At 63.2% G+C, this 19,116-nt stretch carries 15 protein-coding genes; 5 read left to right on the forward strand and 10 right to left on the reverse strand.

Translation table 11 applies throughout. The features are described 5' to 3' along the window. Positions 1 to 80 precede the first annotated feature (80 nt). A complete protein-coding gene (locus tag BJG93_RS25180; protein ID WP_027194060.1) occupies positions 81 to 1,196 on the forward strand; it encodes a succinylglutamate desuccinylase/aspartoacylase family protein in 1,116 nt (371 codons plus the stop codon). Positions 1,197 to 1,508: 312 nt separating this feature from the next. Continuing rightward, positions 1,509 to 2,687 carry a porin gene (locus BJG93_RS25185; RefSeq protein WP_027194061.1) on the forward strand — a complete coding sequence of 393 codons (1,179 nt, stop codon included), beginning with the start codon at positions 1,509 to 1,511 and terminating at the stop codon, positions 2,685 to 2,687. Positions 2,688 to 2,780: 93 nt separating this feature from the next. Here the strand turns inward: BJG93_RS25185 and BJG93_RS25190 are convergent, their stop codons facing one another. Next, entirely contained in the window at positions 2,781 to 3,686 is a 906-nt protein-coding gene (locus BJG93_RS25190; protein WP_027194062.1) for a LysR family transcriptional regulator, read from the reverse strand. 171 nt (positions 3,687 to 3,857) lie between these two features. Between BJG93_RS25190 and BJG93_RS25195 the strand changes: the two genes are divergently transcribed. Both BJG93_RS25195 and BJG93_RS25200 read left to right on the forward strand, forming a co-directional pair. Beyond that, positions 3,858 to 5,150, forward strand: a complete 1,293-nt coding sequence (locus BJG93_RS25195; protein WP_027194063.1) for an MFS transporter — start codon at positions 3,858 to 3,860, stop codon at positions 5,148 to 5,150. Positions 5,151 to 5,192: 42 nt separating this feature from the next. Continuing rightward, positions 5,193 to 6,248, forward strand: coding sequence for a serine hydrolase domain-containing protein (locus BJG93_RS25200; RefSeq protein WP_027194064.1), 1,056 nt, complete (start codon positions 5,193 to 5,195; stop codon positions 6,246 to 6,248). 88 nt (positions 6,249 to 6,336) lie between these two features. On the opposite strand, the gene BJG93_RS25205 is transcribed toward BJG93_RS25200, so the two are convergent. Then, positions 6,337 to 8,070, reverse strand: a complete 1,734-nt coding sequence (locus tag BJG93_RS25205; protein WP_027194065.1) for an IlvD/Edd family dehydratase — start codon at positions 8,068 to 8,070, stop codon at positions 6,337 to 6,339. A 237-nt stretch (positions 8,071 to 8,307) separates the two neighbouring features. Then, positions 8,308 to 8,751: a DUF1801 domain-containing protein gene (locus BJG93_RS25210; protein ID WP_027194066.1), complete on the reverse strand. Its 444-nt coding sequence runs from the start codon at positions 8,749 to 8,751 to the stop codon at positions 8,308 to 8,310. Between the two features lie 958 nt (positions 8,752 to 9,709). On the opposite strand from BJG93_RS25210, the gene BJG93_RS25215 reads away from it, so the two are divergent. Then, positions 9,710 to 10,132, forward strand: a complete 423-nt coding sequence (locus tag BJG93_RS25215) for a hypothetical protein (protein ID WP_154671673.1) — start codon at positions 9,710 to 9,712, stop codon at positions 10,130 to 10,132. Between the two features lie 158 nt (positions 10,133 to 10,290). Here the strand turns inward: BJG93_RS25215 and BJG93_RS25220 are convergent, their stop codons facing one another. From BJG93_RS25220 to BJG93_RS25250, 7 genes are all read right to left on the reverse strand, one after another. Further along, positions 10,291 to 11,061, reverse strand: a complete 771-nt coding sequence (locus tag BJG93_RS25220; protein WP_027194067.1) for a response regulator transcription factor — start codon at positions 11,059 to 11,061, stop codon at positions 10,291 to 10,293. Positions 11,062 to 11,455: 394 nt separating this feature from the next. Beyond that, complete coding sequence (locus BJG93_RS25225) at positions 11,456 to 12,583, reverse strand: DUF2827 domain-containing protein (RefSeq protein ID WP_027194068.1); 1,128 nt, start codon at positions 12,581 to 12,583, stop codon at positions 11,456 to 11,458. Next, positions 12,580 to 13,062: a DUF4019 domain-containing protein gene (locus BJG93_RS25230; RefSeq protein ID WP_231337515.1), complete on the reverse strand. Its 483-nt coding sequence runs from the start codon at positions 13,060 to 13,062 to the stop codon at positions 12,580 to 12,582. The genes BJG93_RS25225 and BJG93_RS25230 overlap by 4 nt, the downstream gene beginning before the upstream one ends. Before the next feature lie 66 nt (positions 13,063 to 13,128). Next, entirely contained in the window at positions 13,129 to 14,283 is a 1,155-nt protein-coding gene (locus tag BJG93_RS25235; RefSeq protein WP_027194069.1) for a DUF2827 domain-containing protein, read from the reverse strand. After that, positions 14,280 to 15,455, reverse strand: coding sequence for a DUF2827 domain-containing protein (locus tag BJG93_RS25240; protein ID WP_027194070.1), 1,176 nt, complete (start codon positions 15,453 to 15,455; stop codon positions 14,280 to 14,282). Before BJG93_RS25240 ends, BJG93_RS25235 begins: the two co-directional genes overlap by 4 nt. A 115-nt stretch (positions 15,456 to 15,570) precedes the next feature. Next, positions 15,571 to 17,262, reverse strand: a complete 1,692-nt coding sequence (locus BJG93_RS25245) for a tetratricopeptide repeat protein (protein ID WP_051374142.1) — start codon at positions 17,260 to 17,262, stop codon at positions 15,571 to 15,573. Then, positions 17,259 to 19,112 (reverse strand): tetratricopeptide repeat protein, encoded by a 1,854-nt coding sequence (locus BJG93_RS25250; protein WP_231337516.1) that lies wholly within the window; start codon positions 19,110 to 19,112, stop codon positions 17,259 to 17,261. Before BJG93_RS25250 ends, BJG93_RS25245 begins: the two co-directional genes overlap by 4 nt. Between the last annotated feature and the right edge of the window lie 4 nt (positions 19,113 to 19,116).

Below are 19,116 nucleotides of genomic sequence, written 5' to 3' on the forward strand. Positions count from 1 at the left end.
CGCGCAGCCGGCGCGTATCTTTCCCCTTGCAATCAACTACCTAGCGCGGCTGCTCCGGAACGGGCCGCGAAGCCAAAACCATGCAAACCCAGACCCATCCGCTGATTGCCCCGTCGCTTGGCACTGCCCGCGAACTGACGAGTTTCCACTACGGTCCCGGCGGCGGACAGAAGATCTATATCCAGTCGTCGCTGCACGCGGACGAGCTGCCCGGCATGCTGGTGTCGTGGTCGCTGCGCCGCAAGCTGGCCGCGCTTGAAGCCGCGGACAAGCTGCGCGGGGAAGTCGTGGTCGTGCCGGTGCCGAATCCGATCGGCCTGAACCAGCATCTGCTCGGCCAGATGCTCGGCCGCTTCGAAACCGGCAGCGCGCAAAACTTCAACCGCAACTTCTATGACCTCGCCGAACTCGTGCTGCCGGTCATCGAGTCGCGTCTGAGCGGCGACATCGACGCGAACCGCGCCGCCATCCGCACGGCGATGCGCGAAGCGCTCGACGCGCAGCAGCCGACCACCGAACTCGGCTCGCAGCGCCTCGCGCTGCAAAAGCTCTCGTACGACGCCGACGTCGTGCTCGATCTGCATTGCGACTGGGAAGCAGCGTTGCACCTGTACACCAATCCGGACCTGTGGCCCGAAGTCGAGCCGCTCGCGCGCTACCTGGACGCGAAGGCGTCGCTGCTCGCGCTGAACTCGGTCGGCAATCCGTTCGACGAAATCCACAGCTTCTGCTGGTCGGATCTACGCAGCCGTTTCGGCGAGCGCTTCCCGATCCCGAACGGCGGAATTTCGGTCACGATCGAGCTGCGCGGCCAGCGTGACGTGTCCTACGAGCTGGCCGAAAAAGACGCACAGGCCATCATCGACTATCTGACCTCGCGCGGCGTGATCCACGGCGAACCGGCGCCGCTGCCGCCGCTCGAATTCGCGGCGACGCCGCTCGCGGGCACCGAGCCGCTCGTCGCGCCGATCAGCGGCGTGCTCGTCTATCGCTGCCCGGTCGGCGCGTGGGTGGACGTGGGCAAGGAAATCGCGGACATCGTCGATCCGCTGACGGACCGCGTCGTCACGATCAAAAGCACCGTGGCCGGCGTGCTGTACGCGCGGCATCTGGCGCGCTTCGCCACGGCCGGCCTCGAGTTCGCGCGCATTGCCGGCGCAACGCCGTTCCGCAGCGGCTCGTTGCTGAGCAACTGACGCCCTAGCCGCTGCGACTGTCGATCCCCTCGCAGCCGCCGATGTAACTGCATTTTCGACGCACGCATCTGAACTGAAGCAACCGATCGCCCGCCGCCCGGCGGGCGATCCGCCGCCACCGTCCCCCGCCTTACTTCAGGGTCGATCGACCCCGCCTCCGCCGGCAAAGTGTCGCGCCGACACGACACCGTGAAAACATTTTTTCACTGTCACATCCCTTACTCAGCGTTCCCTTAAATTCCCGGCCATCGCGCGATGTTGCCGCAGAGCAGCGCGTCGCGATTGCGAAAATTTCCTAACCGGAGAAGTGTTTTGAACAAAAAAATCCTGACCGCCGCCACGCTCGCCGTCTTCGCCACCGCCGCTCACGCACAAAGCAGCGTCACGCTGTACGGCCTGATCGACGCGGGCATCAGCTACGTGAACAACTCGAAAACGGCCACCGGCCACAGCAGCCTGACCAAGTACGACGATGGCGTCGCGCAGGGCAGCCGTTGGGGCCTGCGTGGCACGGAAGACCTCGGTAACGGCCTGAAGGCGCTGTTCCTGTTGGAAAACGGCTTCAGCAGCGCGAACGGCACCGCCGGCCAGGGCGGCGCGATGTTCGGCCGCCAGGCGTACGTTGGTCTGGCACAGAACAACGTCGGTTCGCTGACCTTCGGTCGCCAGTACTCGTTCTCGACCGACTACCTCGGCTCCAACTACGCGACCGGCGGCCAGACCGTCGCGGGTAACTACGCGTACCACATCAACGACGTCGATCAGCTCACGTCGAGCCGTATCAACAATTCGGTGAAGTTCAGCAGCGCGAACTTCGCCGGCCTGACGTTCGGCGCGATGTACGGCTTCTCGAACACGGCTGGCGGCTTTGCCGGCACGCCGGCTACGGGCACGACGACGGCCCCGGTCGCGGGTTCGTCGCGCGCTTATAGCTTCGGCGCGAACTACGCGAACGGCCCGTTCGGTATCGGCGCAGCGTACACGGACATTCGTTACCCGGGCCAGGCATCGCCGGCCTTCTCGACGTCGCTGGCTAACGTGAGCTTCCCGACGATCGGCACCGGCCAGATCCAGGATCTGCGCACGGTCGGCGTTGGCGGCCGTTACGCGTTCGGTCCGGCGACGCTGTGGGCGCTGTACACGAACACGCGCCTCGCACCGATCTCGGGTCAGTCGACCACCTTCGCGGCCTACGAAGCAGGCGCGAAGTACGCATTCACGCCGGCCATCACGGCAGGCGCGGGCTACACGTACATGCACCTGAGCGGCGCGAACGCCGGTCACTGGAACCAGGTGAACCTGAGCGGCGACTACGCGCTGTCGAAGCGCACGGACGTCTACGTGCTGGGCATCTACCAGATCGCGTCGGGCCACAACGGCACGCAGAATCTGCAGGCCCAGATCGGTTCGAGCGCGAGCTACTTCAGCACGTCGGGCGTCGGCGCCGACAACCAGCTCGCGTTCCGTGTCGGTCTGCGTCACAAGTTCTAAGCAGACGCTTCGCGGTGGGGAACCCCCTGGGTCCCCGCCGGGCTGAATCGATGGAAAACGCCCTGCCGGGCGTTTTTCTTTTGCAGCGCGAACTCAGTCGAGCAACGCGGGATTCTCGATCGCACCCGTCAGCCATTCGACGAACGCCTGCATCACGCGCGGCAACGTGCGCCCCGCCATCGTCTGCACCTGCAGCGTGCGCTGATGAAGCTCGGGATTACTGATCGGTATCACGGCAAAGCCGTCCGCCTCGAGCCTGCCGCGCACGGTCAGCAAGCCTGTAATCGTGACCGCGTCGGTTTGCAGCACGAAGCTGTGCAGCGCCGCATGATAGTTGCTGACGAACACCGGATCGAACACGAGCCCTTCGAGACTGCATGCGATATCGAATAGCTGGCGGATCGTCACGCCCGGGCCGTTGATCGCAAGCGGCCACGGCAGCAGATCGGCAAGCGAGACGGAATCGCGTATCGCCAGCGGATGATCGCGCCGCACCAGCGCGAAGATCGGCGCGCGCTGCGAATGCAGCACGTTGATGTCCTGTTCGGGCGCCATGCTGAAGCACACTGCGATATCGGTAGTGCCGTCGCGCACGCGCTGCGTCGCGATGGACGGCGCCGATACGTCGAGCTGAAAATGCGTGGCCGGATGCATGCGCAGAAAGCGCGCGAATACCAGCGGCAGAAAATGCGGCGCGACGCCTTCCGAACTCGCGACGCGAATCGTCGCGCGGCCGCCGTTGCTCAAGCCGCGAATCTCCTCGGTCACGCGCTCCGCGTCGAGCAGGTTGCGCCGCGCATAGTCGGCGAGCAACCGCCCGGCGTCGCTCGGCACCATGCCGCGCGGACGCCGCTCGAACAGTGCCGCGCCGAGCTCCTCTTCCAGCTTCGCGATCTGCCGGCTCAGCGCCGATACCGCGACATACAGATTCTCCGACGCCTTGCTGAGCGACCCGCTGCGCACGACTTCGAGGAAATAGCGCAGCGCGGTGTTATCGATTTGAGTCATCGCTAGTTTGCTTTGCCGTTTCGGCAACGATATCTGCCAAATATTGTAATTGTCCATCAATATCGTCCACGCCAAGATCGGGTCACACGCTTCGAACCCCGCGCCCGCTCCGCCCACGCGACGCTGCCGGCGCGCCTCCACACGCCGCCAGAGGACTTCGTCATGAGCATGGACTCCGTCACCACCGCCGACGCGCTCGCGCCGCACGCCTCGCGCTCGAGCGTATCGCGGCTGATTCTCGCGACCTCGATCGGCAACGCGCTGGAGTTTTACGATCTCATCGTGTACGGCTACTTCGCGGCGGTGCTGTCGCGCACCTTTTTTCCGGTGCACGACCGCACCGTGTCGCTGCTCCTCACGCTCGGCACCTTCGCGCTGTCGTATCTGGCACGACCGATCGGAGCGCTCGTGCTCGGCTCGTTCAGCGACCGCAAAGGCCGCAAAGCATCGCTGACGCTGTCGATCGGGATGATGACGCTCGGCACCGCCATGATCGCGCTGATGCCGTCGTATGCGGCGATCGGCATACTCGCGCCGATCGGCGTATTCGCGTCGCGGTTGTTGCAGGGATTCTCGGCCGGCGGCGAGTTCGGCAGCTCGACCGCGTTTCTGATCGAACATGCGCCGGCGCGCAAAGGCTTCATGGCGAGCTGGCAGTTCTCGAGCCAAGGCGCGAGCACGCTGCTCGCGTCGCTGTTCGGCGCGGTGTTGACGAGCACGCTGACGCCCGCCCAACTCGAAGGCTGGGGCTGGCGCATTCCGTTTCTGTTCGGCATGCTGATCGGTCCGGTCGGGTTCTATATCCGCCGCCGCATCGACGAAACGCCGGAGTTCGAGCGCGCGGAAAAGTCCGCCTCGCCGGTGCGCGAACTGCTCGCGACTCAAAAGGAACGCGTGCTCGTGTCGATCGGCGCCCTCGTGTTGACGACCACCGCCAACTACATGCTGCTCTATATGCCGACGTACGCGGCGCGGCAACTCGGACTCGCGCCGTCGTCGGGCTTCATCGCGACGCTCGTCGCCGGTCTGATCATGATGGTGCTCACGCCGATCGTCGGGCATCTGTCCGACAAGGTGGGCCGCGTGCGCATCATGCTCGGCGCCGGCGTGCTGTTTTTCGCGACCGTCTATCCGGCCTTCGTGCTGATGAACGCGCGCCCGTCGCTCGGCTCGTTGCTTGCCGCGGTCATGTGGGTCGCGTTACTGAAGGCGACCTACTTCGCGCCGATTCCGGCCTTGATGTCCGAGCTGTTCCCGACCCGCACGCGCACGACCGGCATGGCGCTCGGCTACAACATCGGCACCACCGTGTTCGGCGGCTTCACGCCGCTCGCCGTCGCTGCGCTGATCGCGGCGACCGGCAATAATCTCGCACCCGGCCTCTATCTCATGCTCGCGGCCGTGATCAGCCTTTTCACCGTGACGTGGGCGCGCGTGCGACTGCACGCACGCTGAGCTCGCGCCTCGCGGGCTTCGTTGAACCGACAGGACTTATCCATGCAAGACCGTTTGCAGCAAGCCGTGCAGTTCGCGGTGGATCATGAATCGCTTTGGGACCGCCATGTGGGTGGCGCATGGGGTGTGCACGTGAACGACCCGCCGCCATGGAACACGCTGCTTGGTCCAGTGCATGATCGTGGGCCGGTGTCCGGCGCAATCGCCGTCGACGGCCGCGTGCTGACGAGCTGGGGCGAGCCGGATCGCGCCGATCTGACCTTCAGCGTCGCGAAGATGTACCTCGCGCTGCTCGCCGGCGTTGCGCACGATCGCGGCCTCTTGCCCGACGTCGACGAACCGGTGCGCGTGCGGGTGCCCAACATCGGCTTCGACGACGAACACAACGCGCCGATCAGCTGGGCGCATCTGCTGCAGCAAACGAGCGAATGGCGCGGCACGTACTTCGGTTTGTCGGATCAGGCGGACCACTACCGCGCGGTCAATTTCGCCGCGCCGCCCGATGGCAAGAAGGGCGAGCTGCGTCCGCTGCAACGGCCGGGCACCTACTGGGAATACAACGACGTACGCATCAACCAGTTCTCGCTCGCGCTGCTGCATCTGTTCCGTCAGCCGCTGCCCGAGGTGTTTCGCGAAGCGATCATGCGGCCTTCGGGCGCAAGCGAAAACTGGCAATGGGTCGGCTACGACAACGCGTGGGTCGAGATCGATGGGCGACGCATGCAGTCGGTGCCGGGCGGCACGCACTGGGGCGGCGGCATGTCCGTCAGCGCGAACGACCAGTTGAAGGTCGCGCAGATGCTGCTCGACGACGGCATCGCGAATGGCCAGCGCGTGTTGTCGTCCGAATGGATCGCGCGCATGCGCATGCCGTGCGCGATCGCGCCGTTCTATGGGTACCTCGTGTGGCTCAATACCGGACGCAAGGTATTTCCGAACGTGCCGGAGTCGAGCTATTTCGGCGTCGGCGCAGGCAGTTCGTTCACGTGGGTCGAACCGGAGCGGCGCATCACGGTGGTCGTGCGCTGGCTGAATCCGGCCGCGGCGAACGAGTTTTTCGGACTCGTGCTCGACGCGCTCGACAACCTCGGCCGCTAACGCCAACCCACCCAAAAGCAATTCGGGCGATGCACGAATGCATCGCCCGAATGGTCATCAGCCGAGCCGTTGCCGTGGCAACGGCGCGTTAGTGCGAATGGCGCGGCACCTCGGCGCCGCGACATCCAACGAGGAAGTCGAGGTCGCAACCTTCATCGGCCTGCAGCACGTGATCGATATACAGGCGCCGGTAACCGCCACCTTCCGGCGGCTGCGGCGGCACATGCTGCGCGAGACGGCGCGCGAGTTCGGCATCGCTGATGTCGAGGTGCAGCGTGCCCGCGTCGCAATCGAGTTCGATCCAGTCGCCGTCCTGCACCGCGGCGAGCGGGCCGCCGGCCGCCGCTTCCGGCGTCACGTGCAGCACCACGGTGCCATATGCGGTGCCGCTCATGCGTGCATCGGAAATGCGCACCATGTCCTTCACGCCCTGCCTCAGCAGCTTCGGCGGCAGGCCCATGTTGCCGACCTCGGCCATGCCCGGATAACCCTTCGGCCCGCAGTTCTTCATGACCAGCACCGAATTCGCGTCGACGTCGAGCGCCTCGTCGACGATGCGCGCCTTGTAGTGCTCCAGGTTCTCGAACACGACCGCGCGTCCGCGATGCTTGAGCAACTCGGGCGTCGCCGCCGACGGCTTCAGCACCGCGCCGCGCGGCGCGAGATTGCCGCGCAGCACGCGGATGCCGCCATCGGCTACGAGCGGCTTGTCGAGCGGACGGATCACTTCGTCGTTGGTGTTCGGCGCATCCTTCACGTTGTCCCACAATGACTTGCCATTGACCGTCAACGCGCCGGGATGAGGCAGCAGATTCGCTTCGCCGAGCCGGCGCAGCACGGCCGGCAGGCCGCCCGCGTAATAAAACTCTTCCATCAGGAAACGGCCCGACGGCATCAGGTCGACGATCGTCGGCGTGTCGCGGCCGATGCGCACCCAGTCGTCGAGTTCGAGATCGACACCGATGCGTCCCGCGATCGCCTTCAAATGAATCACCGCATTGGTCGAGCCGCCGATCGCCGCATTCACGCGAATCGCGTTCGTGAACGCCTCGCGTGTGAGGATCTTCGACAGCTTCAGGTCTTCGAGCGCCATCTCGACGATGCGGATGCCCGACATATGCGCGAGCACGTAGCGGCGCGAGTCGACCGCGGGAATCGCCGCGTTATGCGGCAGCGAGGTGCCGAGCGCCTCGGCCATGCAGGCCATCGTCGACGCGGTGCCCATGGTGTTGCAGGTGCCCGCGGAGCGCGACATGCCCGCCTCGGCAGACAGAAACTGATGCAGATCGATCTCGCCGGCCTTCAGCGATTCGTGCAGCTGCCACACCGCAGTACCGGAGCCGATGTTCTTGCCGTCGAGCTTGCCGTTCAGCATCGGGCCGCCGGTCACGACGATCGCCGGCACGTCGCAGCTCGCCGCGCCCATCAGCAGCGCGGGGGTGGTCTTGTCGCAACCGGTCAGCAGCACGACCGCGTCGATCGGATTGCCGCGGATTGCTTCCTCGACGTCCATCGCCGCGAGGTTGCGCGTGAGCATGGCGGTCGGACGCAAGTTCGATTCGCCGTTCGAAAACACCGGGAACTCGACCGGAAAGCCGCCCGCTTCGTAGATGCCGCGCTTCACGTGCTCGGCGAGCTTGCGAAAGTGCGCGTTGCACGGCGTCAGCTCAGACCACGTGTTACAGATGCCGATCACGGGACGCCCGTCGAACTCGTGATCGGGAATGCCCTGATTCTTCATCCAGCTTCGATACATGAAGCCGTTCTTGTCGGCCGTGCCAAACCACTCGGCCGAGCGCAATTTCCGCTTTTTTTCCGACATGCTAGGTCCTTGATGCATGTGCCGGACCCTCACCGGCCAATTTGACTGAAGCGGCCCGCGTGGCGCTACGGCGCAAGCTTGCCGCTCAGTGTCCAGGGATGGTGCAGTGTACGGACCGGGTTGATATCTTTCCAATTATATTTTTGGTGATATCGATATCAGTTCTGGTATCGATCTGGCCGGTGCTGAAGGCGCGGTGGGCGGGCGCGGCAATCGCGCGGGCGAGCTGTGCCGGCATCAGGCGTGGTCAGTATTTGCCTCCCCGCCGCTTTCCTTCTTACTGTGAGCTTTCGGTTTCGCGCCGCGCGCGTTCTTCTTCAGGTGGCTCTGGTTGTAGTCGATTGCGGCGCGCACCAGCGCTTTCAGTGCGCGCTCGTCGACTTCGTCACCCTCGATAAAGTCGATCGCGCGCCGCGCGTTGCCTTCGAGGCCCGCGTTGAACAAGCCGTCCGGGTCGGCCAGGCCCGCCCCGTGCGCGAAGGTCAGCTTGACCTTGCCTTTGTGCGCGTTGGCGACCGCGATCATGCCGGCGCGCGACCAGACCGGGCTGCCCATCCATTTGAACTCCTCGACGATGTCCGGGTCCGCCGCGAGCACGCATTGACGGATGCGAGCGAAGGTTGCGCCGCGCCAGTCGGTGAGTCCTGCGATCAATTCGTCGATACGTTCGGATGCGTTCATTGGAGCGAGGTCAAAACGGCAGGATGCCGTAACAATCTTCCCATTGTAATCTCCGATCGCGTTCGCGGTTGGGCCGTCACCGTGCCCACGTTCATGGAAAATTAACGACAGCACCGAAGTGCAAGCGACAGCCCCTTTGAGGTGCCGCTGGCGCGGGCAACAACGAAGTGGCGGCGCCAATTGCAACGGAAGCGGGCAACAGAAGTGGATCGGGAAATGGAAGCGGAGTAATCGCGAATGACGTCGACTTTTAAAAAATTCACATCGCGCTATGGGCCTTCTGATACCTTCGGGCCTGCATCAACCACCTCGCCACCTACTCACGATTCGACTGCACGCACGATATGACTGGACCATGAGCGCTACAGTCTCTAGAACCATTCCTTGCTAGCGTTGAATCGCTTGAGCAGCATCTGACGGTATGCATTGCTGATGCCGCATATCGTTTGGCACACGTATAAATTGAATGTCAGATATTGAAAAGTAGCTGATGCCGACGATAGTCTTCCCTACGCGTATCGGAAGCGCTGTGCCATTAGCATGGCCACGCCACTGCCCACCTGTATCCGCATATGTGTGGAAGCCGTTATCCTCCGGGATTCTTCTTTGTGCGCAACGCGACGCGCTTTATACAGCAGTCCAGACACTTTGCTGGGAACCGCGGCGCATTGAGCAGAATCCCGTCTTTGCTCTCACACTGAAGGAACCTTGCACGGACGTCGTGACGGATGAGCCATCCTCGTCTCGCCATTCGAAAGCGCGTCGGCGTGCACTCGCCGGACCTGCGTTTCTGATTGGTGGGGTCGCCGTCTGCGCGTGGATCGCGCTGAGTCATCCTCCGCTACGTGAATCCCGGTTTCATGCTGATGTCGTCTCAGACCCGGCGAGGCAGCGAGCGGTGGCGCCCCGCAAACTCTTCAGCCAGCAAGCCCCGCCGCCGCGCAGCACGGCGCTACCCGTGGCGATTGAAACGCATCGCATGCCTGCGCGGATCACGATGAAAACGAAGCTCGTTCGCGCCAGACCACAACCGGTTGGCAACGGCACGTCTGACGTGTCACGCAAACATCGACAGCATGACCGTCAGGCAGCGCAGCACTCATGGCTACCGTCGGATTCGATGGGCGGGCACACCCGCCTCGAGGCCGCGCATCGGCCGCACGCGCGTGATCGCGCCGCGGATCGACACCTGTCGGCACTACCGTCGATGAGCGGCGCCAACCAGGATGCGTCGTTTGGACATTGGCCCGACGAACGACCCGCCACTGCGGTGACACGAGGATTGACAGCCGCCACCAACCCGGATGCAACCGACTGGATGAACCATATCGTGCAGCGCCGAATCACAGACATAGCCGAACAATTTTCCGGGTCCAGGTAGCGTTGCCGGCCCGTGCTCTTAGAGCGTTCCGTCGCATAACGAGCTGATGGCGCGCGCCGCGCGCGGAGCCCGCGACAGCCTGCCGATGCAGGGCCGGCTTCGGAGCAGACGCAAGCAAACGCTCCCTGATCCGATCCGAAGTCCCGGACGACGCTGCGCTAGGCCGCCGGCGCGAGCCAAGGGTTCGGCTCGGCGCGCTCTTCCGGCGCCGCACTGACCGGCGCTTCGCTCGCCACGCTACACACCACGACCTCTTCCAGGCGGTATCCGTGCGTATAGACGGTACTCAGGCGCACGCCGTTTTCCGAGTGCAAGGACAGCTTTCTGCGCAGCCGATAGATATGGGTGTCTACCGTGCGCGACGTGCTGTCGAGTTCGCGTCCCCAGGCAAGTTTGGCCAACAGGTCCCTGGAGACCGCGCGCCCCACGTTGGCGAAGAGAAACGCGGCGACGTCGAATTCCTTCGCCGTCAACTCTATTGTCTTGCCACGAAGCGAGACGTTGCGCCGCTCCACATCGAAGACGTAGGGTCCGACGGCGATCGCGTTGTCGATATTTTCCTTCCGGCAGGTGCGACGCAATAGGGCGCCGATTCTGGCAACCAGTTCGATCGCGCGGAACGGCTTCACGATGTATTCGTCCGCTCCCGCTTCGAGCGCGCGCACGATGTCGACCTCCAGCACTCTGCTCGTCAGAAACAGCACGGCCGGTTCACGACCCAGATTGCTGCGTATCCAGTGCAGGACCTCGAATCCGGTCATTCCAGGTAACTGCCAGTCGAGCACCACGAGATCGACTTGATTGGCCTTGAGAAAGCGCACCGCATTCTCGCCAGAATCGGCCCGGCTGATTGTGTGCCCCGATTGCTGCAAGGCTTTTTCGACCGCCGCAGCTTGCGCAAGATCATCTTCTACCAACAGGATATTCATGTATCACCTCGTTCTCTCGAGCCGATCGACCAGCGAATTCGGCATCCGGCGGAACGAACCGGAGTGCGCGATAGGCCCCCTACATGGATGGCCGGGTCGAGTAGGCGCGAAAACTCCCTTCCGGGAAAGACATCCGGCGAATGTTCGGGCTTGCGTCCCCAACAAACACCGTCGTTCCACATAAATTTTGTGAACTTCTGAATTTCAAGATAACGCGTGGCCATCGGCAAGATAGCCCCCCTTATGGGGGGCGGGGATCGATTCGGCGGGGTGGAGGCCGCCCTCGCTCATACCATCGCAAACGTTGTCGCGAGATGACGATCACGACGGGGGTTGACGTAAGGTTATAGAAAGTAAATCGAAACATCGTGAAGCACTGATCGATGCACACCCGTCAGCGACATGGGCGCGTCATCAGCTCGGCGAGCAGCGCGGCGTAGGTTGCGACCAGTTGCGCGTTTTCCGGCAAATATCGGTCGATCAATGTCCGTTGCCGCGCCCGATACGACGACGCCTGCGCATCGTGTGTGTCGATGGCCTCGATGACGCGTCGCGCGCCCTCGCTGGCGTCGTTGTCACGATAGTAGTAGCCAAGATCCTCACAGAGCGACGCGTTGTGTATCAGCGGGTAGCCTTGCCAGCACACTTCCAGGTAGAAGTAGTTAAGCGGATTTTCCATCTGGTGCGACACGACGATGTCAGTATTAGCGGCAAGGAATGCCGGTGTGTCGTGACGCCCGAGAAACACCGCCTTATGCTCCTTCACGATATCCAGCTGATTGAGTAACGCGATGAATTCCAGGCTTTCTGTTGCGATCGCCTCCGCATTGGTCACCTGCAGAATAGCGATGCACTCGGGCCGCTCGCGATAAGCAAGCTCAGCAATCAATGCGGGATACAGGCAGAACTTCGCGACGTTGATATTCGGTTCCATCACGCTCAGACGCTTCGGACCGGGACGCGGCTGGTATTGTCCGGCGTGTTCGATGGCGGCGACGCGTTCATCGACAAACATTGGACTCCACACGAACGGAACGACGCGGGCGGTCTGACGTCGCAAGACCTCGAAGTAGGACTGGCTGATATGCGCAACCTGCGGAATGACCCAGATGTCGTCGTAACGCTGATTGACGAACAGATGTTCACCCCACAGCCGTCTGCGAAAAAGCACCGACTCCATCGCGTGAATGTATTCGAACCCGCAGCAATATGAGACGAGGCGCGCGCCGCGCTGCTTCAGGTAATCGGTCTGCGCGCCGTCGATCTGCCCGCCGAGTTCGATCAGTACGTCCACCGAATCTTTCGCGGCTTCGAAGCCGACCGTGGGATAACGGGCGAGATCCCACGGCAACGCTGCCGTAACCGGCACCGCCGTGGTATTGACCAGCACGACACTGGCCACCTGCGGGCAATGCCGCAACGCCTCGGCGAGGAACACGGCGTTCTGCTTGATGCCGTTGTTCCACAGCACCTCGCCCGCGTGGTGCAGTCCGATCGTAATGCCGATGCGCAGTCCGCTCATTTCGTACCGGCGCTCGCCGCGCCTTGGGGTTGGGCTTGGGTCAGACGCGGCGTATATCCGGTCAAGTGCCATTGCCCGTCGGCTCCCAACTGAAAGCTCAACAGTTCGAAAGCCGTGTGGCCATTGGCGAGTGTCGATGTGGAGTCCACATTCGCATAAAGACCATCGGGCATTCCGGAGACGCCAATCGACTGGATGCGCGTGACCGACGACCAGCCACGCCGTGTCACCGCTCCCAGCGTGTGACGAGCGTCGTTCATTGTCTTGACGAACTGGTCCTGCGGAATTTTCGCCTTGACGAAGGGCGCCGCATCCTGCCAGACCTCGGCGTACCGGTTCGAGTCGAACTGCTCGAAGATGTGCTCGGCATCCTTCAGCAGCTCGTCAGCCGAGTTACCTTGCGCGGCTGCGGCCAGTGTGGCCGACATGGTCAGTGCACAAACGGCCGCCAGCTTGAAGATCGCGGTGACGTGTTTCAAAGCATGCTCCCGGTGTATGAAGGTGTAGTCGTATAAAGGAATAGCGGGGGACGTGTTCCGGCCCGTTCACGCTCGTTCATAAAGCGCGGCCAATGCATCGCCGTATAGCCGCACGTTGTCGTCGTTCTCGGGATCGAGTCCGCGCAGGAATGCATTCGCCGTGCGCCGGTAGGAATCGACATGCGTGTCGTGCTCGGCGAACGCCCGCTGCAATGCCCGGCCACCCTCCTCGCAATCGAACTCGTGATAGCGATATCCGCAATCACCGATCAGATGCGAGTTATGAATCAGCGGATAGCCGCCGTACAGCGCCTCGTAGTAGACATAGTTCTGCGCGTTTTCCCAGTGATGGCTCACGACCACATCGACATGCTCCGAGACCACGCGGCAAAACGGGAAGCGCCCTTCGAACGAACTCAGGCCATGTTTCACGATATCGAGGCTGCGGACGAAGCCGTTGAAACTGACGTGCTCCTTTAAATGGAACGTGTTGTATGCCCACACCTTTTCGATCATGTCCGGATTCGCACGATGCGCCGCTTCGCAGGTGAGCAGCGGAATGAAGCTCGTCTTTACCATGCAGATGTTGGGCTCGAACAAACCGGCGCGCCAGCGGTGACGGCCAGGCTCGTAGCCGAAGCTGAGCCCCTCCGGCAGACGCGACGCTTCGCGCTCGAGCATCACCGGACTCCACAAATGTGGCATCACGCGCACCGGACAGCGGAACGTACTGGCGTAATACGGCACACAGGTGTTCTCGTACTCAGGCAGCGTCCAGACCTCGTGATATGGCGCGGCCGTCAATAACAATCCATGCGACTTATCGAAGATCATGCGCTCGATATCGATCACATAGTCATTGCCCACTCGCATCGATACGATCTTGCCGCCGCGCTCGCGAAATGCCACGACCCACTCGCGCGCCAGCTGCGCGCTCATTTCGATCATCACGTCGAGGGTCGCGGCCGCTTGGTCCATATCGATCAACGGTACCGGCGAATCTGCCAGAAAATTTCGCGCGTCCTCGGGGCCGCCATCGCCTCCTCCGGCCACGAGATAGGAGGCTTCGACTAGCGGCGAGCGCATCAGCAGCATCACCAGAAAAATGCAATTCTGGTAGATGCCGTTTTCCCACACCGACTGCTCGCCCTTGCGCACGAAGATCGACACGCCCACCCGCAATTTGCGGGGGACCGAATGGAGATTGGGTTGGCTACTCATGGGCGGCTCGCGGAATCAGCAAATGTCGTGTTACGGCACAGATGCAGGAGCCTGGCCGCATAGGCGTCGAGATTGTGCTGGCTGAATGGATCGACTTCGGCAAACACGCGTTGCGAGCGGGCGCGGTAATCGTCGATCTCGCTCGCATGGGTGGAGGCCGCGCGCTGCAATTGCGCGGCGCCATCGCGCGCATCGAAGCCGTGGTAGTAATAGCCCGCCTCTTTGAGCCACGGCGAGTTGTGAATCAGCGGATAGTCGCCGTAGAGCGCGTCGAGGTAGCTGTAGTTCTGGTCGTTCTGCCACTGATGCGACACGATCGCGTCGGCATGCTGCACCATGAAGCCGACAATGTCGTGCCGGCCGTGGAACGTGGCTTTGTGTTGACGCACGAGGTCCAGCGAATTCGCCAGATAGAGCATCGTGGGATGGTCTTTCATATGCAACGTGTTGAGCACGTGCATCGCGTGCACCGCGCCGGGATTCGCCCGGTAAGCTTCATCGCAAACCAGCATGGAGACGACCGAGTTCTTCACGACCGAGATGTTCGGCTCGAAAATCGCCACGCGCAGACCACGGCGCGCGCCGGCGGCGAGCGCATCGTCCATCGTGCCTGCGGTGTCGAGCGCGTCGAAACCGTAGCGCAAGCCGAGCGCCTCAACTTCCCGCACGCGCTGCGCGACGAACTGCGGATGCCAGATGAACGGCACCTCATGCACGTCGCAGCGGTTCAGCAGGCGCAGCATCGGCGCATAGGCGGCGTCTTTCGGCAGATGCCAGACTTCGTCGCAACGATCGTAGCGGGTCGAGTACGAGGGCTTCGAAAAAACAGCGGGCTCGACGAGGTTGACATACGGCTGGCCGCAGCAGAGAAACACCACCTTCTTGCCACGAGCGCGCATCAGGTCGAGCCACTCGATATCGAGTGCGCCGCCCATTTCGAAGATCACATCCACCTCGTCGGTGGCCTCGCGCAGCTTGATCAGCCTCAGATCGCGCGTGGCCAGATCGATCTGCGGCGGCATCACCCCGTGATCGCCGACGTCGATCAATCGCACCGACTGCACGAATGGCAGGCGCTGAAACAGTTCGGCAAGAAAGAAGACATTCTGGCCAAGACCGTTTTCCCAGATGTTCTGCCCATGACGACTAAGAACGGAAATTCCGATACGCACGATTCAGATCTCTACGCGATGTGACGAACCTTCGTTCGCCGTGAAGGTTTGCGGTTCGGTCGGCCGACACGGGCCGAACGGATTCGAGGTGGCATCGAACCGATGAATATCGCGCTCATGATCGGGACGCCGCCGTGCTGTTGATCCACTGCTCCAGCGCGATCGCCACCCGTGCGATGACCTCGTTCCAATCTCCGGGGCTCGCTTGCCGGTACAGACGCATCACCTGTGGATACCAGGGCGAATCGGTCCTGTCGTGCATCCAGCGCCAGTCGGTCCACGGCCTGTTCAGCAGGACCCAGCAGGGCTTGCCCAGCGCACCCGCGAGGTGGGCGACCGCGGTATCGACGGATATCACCAGGTCAAGCTGGCTGATGACGGCCGCCGTGTCGGCGAGATCCATCAGATCAGCCGCGGCGCACACCATCGGCAATTGCGCGGCGAGGCTGGCTGGCTCGTTTTCGGCCGGTCCTTTCTGCAGGCTCACGAACGTGACGCCGGGCACCGACCATAGCGGCGCGAGCGTCAGCAGGCCCGGCAACGAGCGCTCAGCATCGTGCTCATGCTCGACCGATCCGCGCCACACGAGTCCGACCTTGAACCCGCCCGCGGACAACCGGGTACGCCATCGCCCCATCCTGTCAGCCGGCGCGTGAACGTAAGGCAGATGCGCGGGAATGTTTCCGGTCGTCGTACCGGCCCGCAAGGGCAGGCTCATGCTGAACGACCAGAAGTCGTGCGCTTCGAGTTCGCCGGTGTGGCTCACCACCCGGTCGACGCCCTCAACGGTCGTCATGAGCGCATTCAGCGGCTCGGGACAGAGCACCGTGAGACGGCTCAGGCCACGCGCCTTAAGAAGCGGTGCGTAGCGGGCCATCTGGATAGTGTCGCCAAGGCCCTGCTCGTGCCATATCACGAGCGACTTGCCCGCCAACGGTTCGCCCTGCCACTGCGGATAGCCTGGATCGGGAACCGAATCGGCAGTCGTCCGGCGGTGATGATAGCGAGCCTCCGCATGCGGCCAGCCTTCCGCGTATCGTCCCTGGCCCAGCAACACCAGCGCCAGATTCCAGCGCGCATCCGCGAAATCGGCATCCTGCTGCAGCGCGTTCCGGTACATCGCTTCGGCCTCGTCGTAACGATGCTGTTCGCGCAGTGCGGTACCGAGATCGTTGAGAACATCGACGTGCTTCGGGGCGATCTCGAGCGCACAGCGCAATTGCTGTTCCGCGTCGACAAAACGCCCGCCACGCAACAGCAGCAACCCGAGGTTGTAGCGAGCGTGAAAGTAGCCGGAATCGTTGCTGATCGCGCGACGGTATGCGGTCTCGGCCTCATCGACACGCCCCATGTCGTTGAGCAGGAAGCCAAGGTTGTTCAATACGTCGTTCGACGCCGGATCGAGCGCCAAGGCCTGACGAAGCGCGCATTCCGCGTCGTCCTTGCGCCCCAATTCCATGAGCAGCATACCGAGGTTGAAATGGGCCGGCGCGTAGTCATGCTGCAACTCGATCGCATGGCGGCATGCGGCCTCCGCGTCGGCGACTAGCCGCTGCTGACGCAACACATCGCCCAGATTGCTGAAAAAGACGGCGCACGGAGCGATTGCGATCGCCTGCTGCATCAACGCCGCTGCCTCGGGCAATGCCCGCCGGCTGGCATGGACCAGTCCCAGCAGATGCAGCGCATCGGCATGCCGGGGCTCGTGCGCGAGCACACGCCGGTAACCCTCTTCGGCCTCCAGAAGATGGCCGCCTTGATGCGCGTCGAACGCCGCGCGGAAGATGGCTTCGCCGGAATTCGTCATGCGCCCGCCCTTTGAGCCGGCGGCAGCGGGGCTGTCCCGGCCAGCGCCGCGAGATCGTGCGCGACCTGCGCCAGCACCGGCTCCCATTGGCCATAGTCCCGTTGCCGGTACAACCGGATCGACGGATACCACGGGCTGTCGCGACGTTCGAGCATCCAGGCCCAGTGCGGCCTGACATCGAGCAATACCCATGCGGGTACGCCCAATGCGCCGGCCAGATGCGCGACCGACGTGCACACGGTAATCACCAGATCCAGGCTGCGGAGCAAGGCTGCGGTGTCGTCGAACGATGCGAGTTCCCCGCTGGGATCGGATAACCGCAACCCCGCCTCGCGCATGGCCGCGGCTTCATCGGCAGCGCCGAGCTGCACGCTGACGAAATCGACGTCCTGTACCGCGCCGAGCGCGCGCGCAAGGGCAAGCGGGTCGACCGAGCGCAACGGGTTGCGCTGGTGCGTGCGACCGCCGCTCCACACCAGCCCGACCTTGAGCCTGGCCGTTTCCCGCTCACGGCGCGCACGCCACGCATCGACCTTGACGTGATCTGCGTGGAGGTAAGACGTCGCAACGGGAAGTTGATCCGGCATCACGCCTAGCGTCAAAGGCAGGCTCGCTAGCGGCAGGTGATAGTCGATTCCAGTCGGGGGAAGCGGCTGATCATGCGGGATGATGGTCTCGACTTCGTCGCCGAGGCTGCGTCGCATCAGCGTCAGCAGGCTCGCATAACAGAGGAAGATCAGCTTGCCGCCGGCCTGCCTGACGTTGCTGGCCATGAGCGGCAGGAATCGCGCGAATTGAAGGACATCACCATGGCCCTGCTCGCTCCACACAAGGAGCGTCCTGCCCGCCAGAGATTGCCCGCTCCAACGCGGCATCGACCAATTCGGACTGGTACCGCTCAGCTCGGGGGAACCGTCCCAGCGCGCTTCATGGTTGAGCCAGCCCGCCGTATAGTCGCCGCGCAGCAGTTGCTGCATGGCGAGCGCCCACGCATGAGACATGTTGGCCGGCTCACGCTGCGCCGCGCGCTGCGCAACATGGAGCGCCATGTCCCACTGCTGTAGCTCACTAAGCACATTCGTATAGCAACTGAGCGCAACCGGATAATCGGGCGCGAGCGCGCAGGCGCGCTCGGCCGCCACCTGTGCCGCGGCGGGATCGCCGCTCAACAATAGCGCCGTGCCGAGATTGGTCCATGCCAATGCATTGCCCGGCTCGTCGCGAAGCACGTTTTTCAGCAGCGCTTGCGCGTCGTCGCAACGTCGCGTGTCGATGTAGGCAGCCGCCATGTTGTTGCGCAGCATCGGCACGGTCGGATCGAGCCGCATCGCGTGCTCGTAAGCGCTGAGTGCGAGGTCATGCCGTTTGTCGAGCTGACACACGAGGCCAAACAGAAACCAGCCGCGCGCGTCTGAAGGCACGCGTTCGCAATACGTCACGGCAAGACGCCGCGCGAGGTCGAGCCGGCTCAGGTCGCGCAGCAGTTCGATCCAGTCCAGCACCCATGGCTCGCCCTGCGCGCTGTCGCGGTACGCGCGCTCGAACCAGTCGTGGGCCACTTCGCGCTCACCCAGATCCCGCGCAACATACGCGAGTTCGATCATCACGCGAGCGTCATCAGGCGCATCCGACAGCGTGCGTTCCAGCAACTCACGCGCTTCGGCATGACGTCCCCGCAGACGCAGGAGCCGCGCGGTGGCCGACGCCACACCCGATTCGCCAGCGTGCAAAGCGCCGTGCGCGTCGAGCAGACGCCACGCACCGACGAGATCACCCTGCGTCGTCAGTTCCTCGATCCGCTCGACGAATGACGCCATATGGCTGATCCCGCTGCGTGGTTGCGTCGGCATGCCG

The sequence above is a fragment of the Paraburkholderia sprentiae WSM5005 genome, assembly GCF_001865575.2.
Lineage (GTDB): Bacteria > Pseudomonadota > Gammaproteobacteria > Burkholderiales > Burkholderiaceae > Paraburkholderia > Paraburkholderia sprentiae.

Excerpts from the sequence above, each read along its gene's own strand:
- BJG93_RS25200 (WP_027194064.1), top strand. The coding sequence starts at position 5,193 with ATGCAAGACCGTTTGCAGCAAGCCGTGCAGTTCGCGGTGGATCATGAA.
- BJG93_RS25250 (WP_231337516.1), bottom strand. The coding sequence starts at position 19,112 with ATGCCGACGCAACCACGCAGCGGGATCAGCCATATGGCGTCATTCGTC.
- BJG93_RS25195 (WP_027194063.1), top strand. The coding sequence starts at position 3,858 with ATGAGCATGGACTCCGTCACCACCGCCGACGCGCTCGCGCCGCACGCC.
- BJG93_RS25220 (WP_027194067.1), bottom strand. The coding sequence starts at position 11,061 with ATGAATATCCTGTTGGTAGAAGATGATCTTGCGCAAGCTGCGGCGGTC.
- BJG93_RS25205 (WP_027194065.1), bottom strand. The coding sequence starts at position 8,070 with ATGTCGGAAAAAAAGCGGAAATTGCGCTCGGCCGAGTGGTTTGGCACG.
- BJG93_RS25235 (WP_027194069.1), bottom strand. The coding sequence starts at position 14,283 with ATGAGTAGCCAACCCAATCTCCATTCGGTCCCCCGCAAATTGCGGGTG.
- BJG93_RS25180 (WP_027194060.1), top strand. The coding sequence starts at position 81 with ATGCAAACCCAGACCCATCCGCTGATTGCCCCGTCGCTTGGCACTGCC.
- BJG93_RS25225 (WP_027194068.1), bottom strand. The coding sequence starts at position 12,583 with ATGAGCGGACTGCGCATCGGCATTACGATCGGACTGCACCACGCGGGC.
- BJG93_RS25210 (WP_027194066.1), bottom strand. The coding sequence starts at position 8,751 with ATGAACGCATCCGAACGTATCGACGAATTGATCGCAGGACTCACCGAC.
- BJG93_RS25245 (WP_051374142.1), bottom strand. The coding sequence starts at position 17,262 with ATGACGAATTCCGGCGAAGCCATCTTCCGCGCGGCGTTCGACGCGCAT.